The organism is Luteibacter sp. P4_D7_3 (genome assembly GCF_056401735.1).
This window is the reverse complement of the sequence record NZ_JBFUIT010000125.1, coordinates 1-10,857: the sequence shown is the minus strand read 5'-3', so window position 1 is coordinate 10,857 and position 10,857 is coordinate 1. Positions and strand designations below refer to the sequence as shown.

Annotated in this window: 8 protein-coding genes and 1 tRNA gene; all 9 read left to right on the top strand. The window is 62.4% G+C overall.

Annotated features, from left to right (window positions below; translation table 11 throughout):
* Positions 1-55: 55 nt before the first annotated feature.
* Positions 56-131: transfer RNA gene (locus AC1DSN_RS12380), tRNA-Trp, on the top strand.
* 13 nt (positions 132-144) lie between these two features.
* Positions 145-540 (top strand): preprotein translocase subunit SecE, encoded by a 396-nt coding sequence (secE, locus tag AC1DSN_RS12375; protein WP_063570534.1) that lies wholly within the window; start codon positions 145-147, stop codon positions 538-540.
* An 8-nt stretch (positions 541-548) separates the two neighbouring features.
* Entirely contained in the window at positions 549-1,109 is a 561-nt protein-coding gene (gene nusG, locus AC1DSN_RS12370; RefSeq protein ID WP_063570533.1) for a transcription termination/antitermination protein NusG, read from the top strand.
* A 201-nt stretch (positions 1,110-1,310) separates the two neighbouring features.
* A complete protein-coding gene (rplK, locus tag AC1DSN_RS12365; RefSeq protein ID WP_046969514.1) occupies positions 1,311-1,739 on the top strand; it encodes a 50S ribosomal protein L11 in 429 nt (142 codons plus the stop codon).
* A gap of 3 nt (positions 1,740-1,742) precedes the next feature.
* On the top strand, positions 1,743-2,450 hold the full coding sequence (gene rplA / locus AC1DSN_RS12360) for a 50S ribosomal protein L1 (protein WP_063570532.1): 708 nt from the start codon (positions 1,743-1,745) through the stop codon (positions 2,448-2,450).
* A 344-nt stretch (positions 2,451-2,794) separates the two neighbouring features.
* Entirely contained in the window at positions 2,795-3,325 is a 531-nt protein-coding gene (gene rplJ / locus AC1DSN_RS12355; protein WP_063570531.1) for a 50S ribosomal protein L10, read from the top strand.
* Positions 3,326-3,371: 46 nt separating this feature from the next.
* Positions 3,372-3,740 carry a 50S ribosomal protein L7/L12 gene (gene rplL / locus AC1DSN_RS12350; RefSeq protein ID WP_046969517.1) on the top strand — a complete coding sequence of 123 codons (369 nt, stop codon included), beginning with the start codon at positions 3,372-3,374 and terminating at the stop codon, positions 3,738-3,740.
* 234 nt (positions 3,741-3,974) lie between these two features.
* A complete protein-coding gene (rpoB, locus tag AC1DSN_RS12345; protein ID WP_063570530.1) occupies positions 3,975-8,144 on the top strand; it encodes a DNA-directed RNA polymerase subunit beta in 4,170 nt (1,389 codons plus the stop codon).
* A 25-nt stretch (positions 8,145-8,169) separates the two neighbouring features.
* The coding region (rpoC, locus tag AC1DSN_RS12340) for a DNA-directed RNA polymerase subunit beta' (RefSeq protein ID WP_477330903.1) at positions 8,170-10,857 on the top strand (2,688 nt) is incomplete at its 3' end.

Here is a 10,857-nt window from a genome sequence, read left to right as displayed (position 1 = left end):
GTAATACACGTGATGCCGGCCCCTTAGGGGCCGGCATCCCTACTGTTTCATTTGTACGCCAGTAGCTCAATTGGCAGAGCAGCGGTCTCCAAAACCGCAGGTTGGGGGTTCGAGTCCCTCCTGGCGTGCCATTCTTGAGCGCGCATGAACACGAAGGCAGAACAAGCCAAGGGTATGGGCCCGGCCGACATCGGCAAGCTAGCGCTTGCTTCCATCGTGCTCATCGCCGGCATCGTCGGTTTCTACTATTTCAGCGATAACCCGAACGTGCCGTCTTTCGCGCGCGTTATCGGCGTTATTGCCGCTGTTGCCGCCGCCCTGGCGATCGGTGCTTTTACGGTCCCTGGCCGTAAGCTTCGCGGCTTCATCGCCGAGTCGCAGTTCGAGTTGCGCAAGGTCGTCTGGCCGTCGCGCGACGAAACGCTGAAGACCACCGGTATCATCATCGTGGTCGTCATCATTCTCTCGCTGCTAATGGGGCTGATCGACTGGTTGTTGAAGACGGTCGTGCTCGATTGGCTGCTTAAGCTCGGACATTGAGGTAAGGCATGAGCAAACGCTGGTACGTGGTTCACGCCTATTCGGGGTTCGAACAGCAGGTTCGCAAGGCCCTGAACGAGCGCGTCGTGCGCGAGGGCATGGAAGAGAAGTTCGGTGAAATCCTGGTTCCGACCGAGGAAGTCATCGAGATGCGCGGCGGCCAGAAGCGTCGCAGCGAGCGCAAGTTCTTCCCCGGTTACGTTCTGGTGCAGATCGAAACCGATACCAACGGCAAGACGCCGCGTATCGACGACGAATGCTGGCATCTGGTCAAGGAAACCCCGAAGGTCATGGGGTTCATCGGCGGCACCGCCGACCGTCCGCACCCGATCAAGGACACCGAGGCCGAGGCCATCCTCAGCCGGGTCCGCGAAGGTGTCGAGAAGCCCCGTCCGAAGGTCCTCTTCGAGCCCGGCGAAATGGTCCGTGTCACCGAAGGTCCGTTCAACGACTTCAATGGCGTCGTTGAAGAAGTGAATTACGAAAAGAGCCGTCTGCGCGTCGCGGTGCTCATTTTCGGTCGTTCTACCCCGGTCGAGCTCGAATTCGGCCAGGTGGAGAAGGCCTAAGGGCCTCCTGGTCGGTTCTCCCGACCCATCCGGCACGGGCGTTGCTTAGCCCGCGCCGGACGCCTATAATGCCCGGTCCACGCTGGAGCTTTATGCTCCGGCGTGTCCGTGTTTCAGGGGTTCGCATAAGCGAATCCATCACCACCAGGGAAGGTCTACAGCGAGGAGCCGCAAGGCGCCAGCACTCGCGAGGAAAGTTAAATGGCAAAGAAAGTCATTGGTTACATCAAGTTGCAGGTGAAGGCCGGCCAGGCTAACCCCTCGCCGCCCGTCGGTCCGGCGCTCGGTCAGCGCGGCCTGAACATCATGGAGTTCTGCAAGGCGTTCAATGCCGCCACGCAGAAGCTCGAGCCGGGTCTCCCGATCCCGGTCGTGATCACGGCCTACTCGGACCGTACCTTCACCTTCATCACGAAGACCCCGCCGGCCTCGATCCTTCTCAAGAAGATCACGGGCGTGGCCAAGGGCTCGCCGAAGCCGAACACCGACAAGGTGGGTAAGGTCACCCGCGCCCAGCTCGAGGAAATCGCGAAGCAGAAGGAGCCGGATCTCACGGCTGCCGATCTGGATGCCGCCGTGCGTACGATCGCCGGCAGCGCGCGTTCCATGGGCCTGGTAGTGGAGGGTTAAGAAATGGCAAAGCTCACGAAGCGTATGAAGGCCGCCACGGCCGCCGTTCAGCCCGGCAAGACCTATGGTCTCGATGAGGCTCTGAAGATCGTCAAGGACAACGCCAAGGCGAAGTTCGCCGAGTCGGTGGATGTCTCCGTCCGTCTGGGCATCGACGCGAAGAAGTCGGACCAGGGCGTGCGCGGCTCCTCGCTGCTGCCGCACGGCACCGGCAAGACCATCCGCGTCGCCGTGTTCGTGCCGCCGGGTGAGAAGGCTGACGCCGCTCTCGCCGCGGGCGCCGACGCTGTCGGTATGGACGACCTCGCCGAGAAGATGGCCGCTGGCGATCTGAACTACGGCCGCGTCATTGCCACCCCGGACGCGATGCGCGTCGTCGGTAAGCTCGGTCAGGTCCTCGGTCCCCGCGGCCTGATGCCGAACCCGAAGGATGGCTCGGTCACCGCCGACGTCGCCACGGCCGTCAAGAATGCCAAGGCTGGCCAGGTCAAGTTCCGTAACGACAAGGGCGGCATCATTCACGCCACCATCGGCAAGGCCAGCTTCGACGCTGCCCAGCTGGCGGAAAACCTGAACACGCTGGTCGCGGACCTGCTGAAGGCCAAGCCGGCCGCAGCCAAGGGTCAGTACATCCAGCGCGTTTCGGTGTCGAGCACCATGGGCGTGGGCGTGCCGGTCGATACCTCGACCGTGAACACCTCGACCAAGTAATTCGTTTTACGGCCTCCGCCGGGTCTCCCGGCGGAGGAACGTTTTTGAAGGCAGCCCCGGTCGTAAGTCCGGTGCAGCCGTCAAAGACCGTAGGCGCGATCAGCGCGCGACGGCGACGAGCAGGGAGCTCGTGTTGGCATGGAAACGCCGTCGTCGTTAGCGGGATCGCTTAATCGGACGCCTCCACGGGTCTGGCCTGCGTAGATGGTGCTGCCCCTTCTGGTATTCGTTTCGAATCTGGAAAGGCCACCACCCGGGACACTTCGTGTCCCCGACGTCAGGACGATGTCGCCCAGGACCGCAAGCGGCAGGAGTCGCAAGCGGAGTTCAATTGGAGGAGTGCAATGGCTCTCAATCTGTCCCAGAAGCAAGAAGTAGTCGCCGAGCTGGCAGAAATCGCCGCGAAAGCTCACTCCTTGGTCGCCGCCGAGTACGCAGGCACCACGGTCTCTCAGATGACCGCGATGCGTAAGAAGGCTCGTGAGTCCGGTGTTTTCTTGAAAGTTGTCAAGAATACGCTGGCTTCGCGCGCCGTGGCCGGCACCGATTTCGAGGTCGTCCAAGACGCCCTGGTCGGTCCGCTGCTGTATGCGTTCTCGCTCGAAGAGCCCGGTGCTGCCGGGCGCGTGATCAAGGAATTCGCGAAGACCAACGACAAGCTGATCGCGAAGGTCGTGTCCGTGGAAGGCAAGCTGCTTCCCGCCGCCCACGTCGATGTGCTTGCTTCGCTGCCGACCCGTCAGGAAGCGCTTGCCATGCTGGCTCGCGTCCTTATCGAGCCGATCGCGATGTTTGCCCGCGCCGCCAAGGCCGTGGCCGACCAGCAGGGTGGTAGCGACGTTGTCGCCGCCGAAGAAGCCCCGGTCGAAGCCTGATCCCGTCGACTTTCCATACCGAAACCATTTCAGAAGGTAAGAAACAATGTCCACCCTGACCACCGAACAGATCGTCGAAGCCATCAAGGCCAAGTCCCTGATGGAAATCATGGAACTGGTTAAGTCCATCGAAGAGACCTTTGGCGTCTCGGCCGCCGCTCCGGTTGCCGCTGCTGCCGGTCCGGCTGCTGCCGCTGTTGAAGAGCAGACCGAATTCGACGTCATCCTGATCTCCGCCGGCGACAAGAAGGTCGACGTGATCAAGGCCGTTCGCGCCATCACCGGCCTCGGCCTGAAGGAAGCCAAGGACCTCACCGAGGCCGGTGGCGTCGTGAAGGAAGCTGCTTCGAAGGACGACGCTGCCAAGTTCAAGAAGGACCTGGAAGCTGCGGGCGCCAAGGTCGAACTCAAGTAATCGGCGCTTTGCGCGCCAGTAGTTCGATAAGCGTCAAGTGAGCCTGGGGGCGTAAGCCCCCGGGCTTTGGCCGTTCCCGGCCGTGTTCGACCGATCGTGTTTGCAGATCCACGTTCCATGTTCCGTCCATCGGAAATGGGACATCGGGAGTTGAGGGTAGCGATGCCCTGCAGTCGAATCTCGATCTCCGATTTTCGATCTATTTTTTGCTACTGAACCGAGGCGGTACCCACCATGACCTACTCGTTTACCGAGAAGAAGCGCATCCGTAAGGATTTCGGCAAGCGTCCGCCCGTGCTGGGCGTGCCCAACCTGCTGACGATCCAGACCGACTCGTACAAGGAATTCCTGCAGGAGCAGGTCAGCTCCAAGCAGCGTGAGGAGAAGGGTCTCCACGCCGCGCTGAAGTCGGTGTTCCCGATTTCGAGCTATTCCGGCAACGCCGCCCTCGAATACGTCGACTACAGGCTCGGCGAACCGGCGTTCGACGAACGTGAATGCCGCAACCGCGGCATGACCTTCGGCGCGCCGCTGCGTACCACCGTGCGCCTGGTCATCTATGACAAGGACAGCCCGGCGTCGAAGAAAGCCGTGAAGTACGTGAAGGAGCAGGAGGTCTACATGGGCGAGATTCCGCTCATGACCGACACCGGCACCTTCATCATCAACGGCACCGAGCGCGTCATCGTCTCGCAGCTGCACCGTTCGCCGGGCGTGTTCTTCGATCACGACCGTGGCAAGACGCACAGCTCGGGCAAGCTCCTGTTCTCGGCTCGCGTGATTCCTTACCGTGGCTCGTGGCTCGATTTCGAGTTCGACCCGAAGGACGCGCTGTTCACCCGTATCGATCGTCGTCGCAAGCTGCCGGTGACGGTGCTCCTGCGCGCGCTCGGCTACAACAACGAAGAGATCCTCTCGATCTTCTTCGAGCACAACACGTTCCATCTGGGCAAGAAGGGCGGCGTCACGCTCGACCTCGTCGCCGAGCGCCTGCGCGGTGAAACCCTCTCGTTCGATCTCGTGATCGACGGCAAGGTGCTGGTCGAAGCCGGCAAGCGCATCACTGCGCGCCACGTTCGCCAGCTCGCCAGCGAGAAGATCACCACGCTCGAAGTGCCGGACGACTACCCGGTCGGCCGCATCGTGGCCGTCGACATGGTCGACAAGGACACGGGCGAGATCATCGCTGCGGCGAACGACGAGCTCACGCTCGACCACCTCGAGAAGTTCCGCAAGGGCGGCATCGAGACGGTGCCGACGCTGTACGTGAACGATCTCGATCGCGGTGCGTACATCTCGAACACGCTGCGCATCGACAACACGCGCACGCAGCTCGAGGCCCTGGTCGAAATCTACCGGATGATGCGTCCGGGCGAGCCGCCGACCAAGGATGCCGCGCAGAACCTGTTCTTCAACCTGTTCTTCACCTTCGACCGTTACGACCTCTCGGGCGTCGGCCGCATGAAGTTCAACCGTCGCGTCGGCCGCAAGGACGTCGTGGGTCCGGGCGTGTTGTACGACCACAAGTACTTCAGCGAGCGCAAGGAAGAAGAGTCGCAGCGTCTGGTCGCCGAGCAGGGCGAGACCTCCGACATCCTCGACGTGCTGCGCGTGCTCATCGACATCCGTAACGGTATCGGAACGGTCGACGATATCGACCATCTCGGTAACCGTCGCGTGCGTTCGGTCGGCGAAATGGCCGAGAACACCTTCCGCATCGGTCTCGTCCGCGTCGAGCGCGCGGTTCGCGAGCGCCTGTCGCTGGCTGAATCCGAAGGCCTGACCCCGCAGGAACTGATCAACGCCAAGCCGGTTGCGGCAGCGGTGAAGGAGTTCTTCGGTTCGTCGCAGCTCTCGCAGTTCATGGATCAGAACAACCCGCTGTCCGAAGTCACCCATAAGCGCCGTGTCTCCGCGCTTGGACCAGGCGGCCTGACCCGTGAGCGCGCCGGCTTCGAAGTCCGCGACGTGCACCCGACCCATTACGGTCGCGTCTGCACCATCGAGACGCCGGAAGGCCCGAACATCGGCCTGATCAACTCGCTGGCCGTATACGCCCGCACCAACTCTTACGGCTTCCTCGAGACGCCGTACCGCAAGGTCGAAAGCGGCAAGGTGACCGACAAGGTCGATTACCTCTCCGCGATCGAAGAAGGCGACCACGTGATCGCGCAGGCGAACTCGCCCCTGACGAAGGAAGGCAAGTTCATCGAAGACTTCGTCTCCTGCCGCTTCCGCGGTGAGTCGGAGCTGCGTCCGTCGGCCGAGATCAACTACATGGACGTCTCGCCGATGCAGACCGTATCGGTTGCAGCGGCGCTCGTGCCCTTCCTCGAGCACGACGATGCGAACCGCGCCCTCATGGGCGCGAACATGCAGCGTCAGGCCGTCCCGACGCTGCGCAGCCAGAAGCCGCTTGTCGGCACGGGCATCGAGCGCGCCGTGGCGCGTGACTCGGGCGTTACCGTGTCCGCCAAGCGCGGCGGTGTCATCGACCAGGTCGATGCCGCCCGTATCGTGGTGCGCGCGAACGAGTCGGAAGTGGACGAGAACGACGCCGGCGTCGATATCTACACGCTGACCAAGTACACCCGCTCCAACCAGAACACCAACCTCAACCAGCGTCCGCTGGTGAACGTCGGTGACGTGGTGGCGGTGGGCGACACCCTGGCGGACGGTTCCTCGACCGACCTCGGTGAGCTCGCGCTCGGCCAGAACATGCTCGTCGCGTTCATGCCGTGGAACGGCTACAACTTCGAAGATTCGATCCTGATCTCCGAGCGCGTGGTCCAGGAAGATCGTTACACCTCGATCCACATCGAGGAAATGACCTGCATCGCCCGTGACACCAAGCTCGGCGCCGAAGAAATCACCGCGGACATCCCGAACGTCGGCGAGCAGGCCCTGGCCCGTCTCGACGAGTCCGGCATCGTCTACATCGGTGCGGAAGTGAAGGCGGGCGACATCCTCGTCGGCAAGGTCACGCCGAAGGGCGAAAGCCAGCTGACGCCGGAAGAAAAGCTCCTCCGCGCGATCTTCGGCGAGAAGGCTTCGGACGTGAAAGACAGCTCGCTGCGCGTGCCCCCGGGCATGGACGGCAACGTCATCGACGTGCAGGTCTTCACTCGCGACGGCATCGAGAAGGACAAGCGCGCCAAGCAGATCGAAGAGACCGAGCTGAAGCGTATCCGCAAGGATCTCGACGACCAGTTCCGTATCCTCGAGGGCGCGATCTACGCTCGTATGCGTTCGCAGCTCGTCGGCAAGTCCGCGATGAGCGGCCCGGGCGGCCTCAAGCGTGGCACCGTCATCGACGACGCCTACCTCGATACGCTCAAGAAAGACGACTGGTTCAAGATCAACGTCAAGGAAGAGGAAGTCTCGGAATTCCTCGAGCGCGCGGCCGACCAGGTCAAGCGTCATCGCGAGGCCTTCGACAAGCGCTTCAAGGAAAAGCAGGGCAAGATCACCCAGGGCGACGACCTCGCACCGGGCGTGCTCAAGATGGTCAAGGTCTACCTGGCCGTTAAGCGCCGCATCCAGCCCGGCGACAAGATGGCCGGCCGTCACGGTAACAAGGGTGTCGTGTCGATGATCGTTCCGGTCGAGGACATGCCGTTCTCCGCCGACGGTCGTCCGGTCGACATCTGCCTGAACCCGCTGGGCGTGCCTTCGCGTATGAACATCGGTCAGATTCTCGAGGTTCACCTGGGCTGGGCCGCCAAGGGCCTGGGCCACAAGATCTCGGCCATGATCGAAGCCAACGAGAAGCCGGCCAAGCTGCGCGAGTTCCTCGACGAGATCTACAACCACGGCAATGCCGGTGCGGAAGGTGCGGTGCGCCACGTCGACCTCAAGTCGATGACGGACGCCGAGATCATCCAGCTCGCCGACAACCTGCGTGACGGCGTGCCGATGGCGACGCCGGTGTTCGACGGTGCCGAAGAGTCCGAGATCAAGCACATGCTGAAGCTCGCCGATCTGCCGGAATCCGGCCAGACGATGCTCTACGACGGCCGTACCGGCGAGGCGTTCGATCGCCCGGTCACCGTGGGCTACATGCACATGCTGAAGCTGAACCACCTCGTCGACGACAAGATGCACGCGCGTTCGACGGGTCCGTACTCGCTCGTTACCCAGCAGCCGCTGGGCGGCAAGGCGCAGTTCGGCGGTCAGCGCTTCGGCGAAATGGAAGTCTGGGCACTGGAAGCATACGGCGCGGCTTACACGCTGCAGGAAATGCTCACCGTCAAGTCCGACGATGTGCAGGGCCGCAACCAGATGTACAAGAACATTGTCGACGGCAACCACGAAATGGCGGCAGGCATGCCGGAATCCTTCAACGTGCTCGTGAAGGAAATCCGCTCGCTCGCCATCGATATCGAGTTGGAAGAGATCAAGTGATCGTCGCGGCTACCGGAGATTACGCATGAAAGACCTGCTCAATCTGTTCAACCAGCAGCGACAGACGCTGGACTTCGACGCGATCAAGATCGCTCTGGCTTCGCCGGAGCTGATCCGTTCGTGGTCGTACGGTGAAGTCAAGAAGCCGGAAACCATCAACTACCGCACGTTCAAGCCTGAGCGTGACGGTCTGTTCTGCGCGGCCATCTTTGGCCCGATCAAGGACTACGAGTGCCTGTGCGGCAAGTACAAGCGCATGAAGCACCGTGGTGTGGTCTGCGAGAAGTGCGGCACCGAGGTCACCCTGGCCAAGGTCCGTCGCGAGCGCATGGGCCACATCGAGCTGGCCAGCCCGACCGCGCACATCTGGTTCCTGAAGTCGCTGCCTTCGCGCATCGGCCTCATGCTGGATATGACGCTGCGTGACATCGAGCGCATCCTGTACTTCGAAGCGTTCGTCGTGATCGATCCAGGCCTGACCGCGCTCGAGCGCGGCCAGCTGCTCAGCGAAGACCAGTACCTGGAAGCGACCGAAGAGCACGGCGACGAGTTCGATGCCCGCATGGGTGCCGAGGCCGTCTACGAGCTGCTGAAGAGCCTCGACCTGCCGGGCGAAGTCATTCGCCTCAAGGAAGAGATCACGGCGACCAATTCCGAGACCAAGCTGAAGCGCCTCACCAAGCGCGTGAAGCTGATCGAGGCGTTCCTCGAGTCTGGCAACAAGCCGGAATGGATGGTCATGACCGTCCTTCCCGTGCTGCCGCCGGACCTGCGTCCGCTCGTGCCGCTGGACGGCGGTCGCTTTGCGACCTCCGACCTCAACGACCTGTACCGCCGCGTCATCAACCGTAACAACCGCCTGAAGCGCCTGCTCGAACTCGCTGCGCCGGACATCATCGTCCGCAACGAGAAGCGCATGCTGCAGGAATCGGTCGATGCGCTGCTCGACAACGGCCGTCGCGGTCGTGCCATCACCGGCACGAACAAGCGCGCGCTGAAGTCGCTGGCCGACATGATCAAGGGCAAGCAGGGTCGCTTCCGTCAGAACCTGCTCGGCAAGCGCGTCGACTACTCCGGCCGTTCGGTCATCGTGGTCGGCCCGACGCTGCGCCTGCACCAGTGCGGCCTGCCGAAGAAGATGGCGCTCGAGCTGTTCAAGCCCTTCATCTTCGCCAAGCTGCAGGCTCGTGGTGAAGCCACGACCATCAAGGCCGCGAAGAAGCTCGTCGAGCGCGAAGAGGCTCAGGTGTGGGACATCCTGGAAGACGTGATCCGCGAACATCCGGTCATGCTCAACCGTGCCCCGACCCTGCATCGCCTGGGTATCCAGGCGTTCGAGCCGGTCCTCATCGAAGGCAAGGCGATCCAGCTGCATCCGCTCGTGTGTACGGCATTCAACGCCGACTTCGACGGTGACCAGATGGCCGTGCACGTGCCGCTGTCGATCGAGGCACAGCTCGAAGCCCGCGCGCTGATGATGTCGTCGAACAACATCCTGTCGCCGGCGAACGGCGAGCCGATCATCGTGCCGTCGCAGGACGTCGTGCTCGGCCTGTACTACATGACCCGCGAACTGATCAACGTCAAGGGCGCCGGCATGGTGTTCGCTAACGTTGCCGAAGTGCGTCGTGCGTACGACAACCGCGCCGTCGAACTGCACGCCAAGGTCAAGGTCCGCATCCACATCACCGAGCAGGACGAAGAGGGTGCAACCTCCTCGCGTACCGCCATCGTCGATACGACGGTTGGCCGTGCCCTGCTGATGGAAATCATCCCGGAGGGCCTGCCGTTCGCGCTGGTCAATACCGAGCTGACCAAGAAGAACATCTCGCGCCTGATCAACCAGAGCTATCGTCTGCTCGGTCTGAAGGAATCGGTCGTGTTCGCCGACAAGCTGATGTACACCGGCTTCCGTTTCGCGACGCGCGCCGGTATCTCCATCGGTATCGACGACATGAAGATTCCGGCTGAGAAGAAGGGCATCCTCGAGGAAGCCGAGAAGGAAGTCGTCGAGATCCAGGAGCAGTACCAGTCGGGTCTCGTGACCGCCGGCGAGCGCTACAACAAGGTCGTCGACATCTGGTCCCGTACCAACGAACTCGTCGCCAAGGCGATGATCGACGGCATCGGCACCGAGAAGGTCATGGACGCCGATGGCAAGCTGGTCAACCAGAAGTCCATGAACTCGCTGTACATCATGGCGGACTCCGGTGCGCGTGGTAGCGCGGCCCAGATTCGTCAGCTGGCGGGTATGCGTGGCCTGATGGCTCGTCCGGACGGCTCCATCATCGAGACGCCCATCAAGGCGAACTTCCGTGAAGGCCTGAACGTCCTGCAGTACTTCAACTCCACCCACGGTGCCCGTAAGGGTCTCGCGGATACGGCGCTGAAGACGGCGAACTCGGGTTACCTCACGCGTCGTCTCGTCGACGTGGCGCAGGACGTGGTCATCACCGAGCACGATTGCGGCACCGAAGACGGCGTCATGATGTCCCCGATCGTCGAAGGCGGTGACGTGGTCGAGCCGTTGCGCGATCGCGTGCTCGGTCGCGTCGTGGTCGAGGACGTCTACGCCCCGGGCGACGACGACCAGGCCATCGTGACCCGCGACACCCTGCTCGACGAATACCTGGTCGACAAGCTCGACAAGGCCAGCGTGCAGCTGATCAAGGTGCGTTCGCCGATCACCTGCCGCGCCAGCCATGGCGTGTGT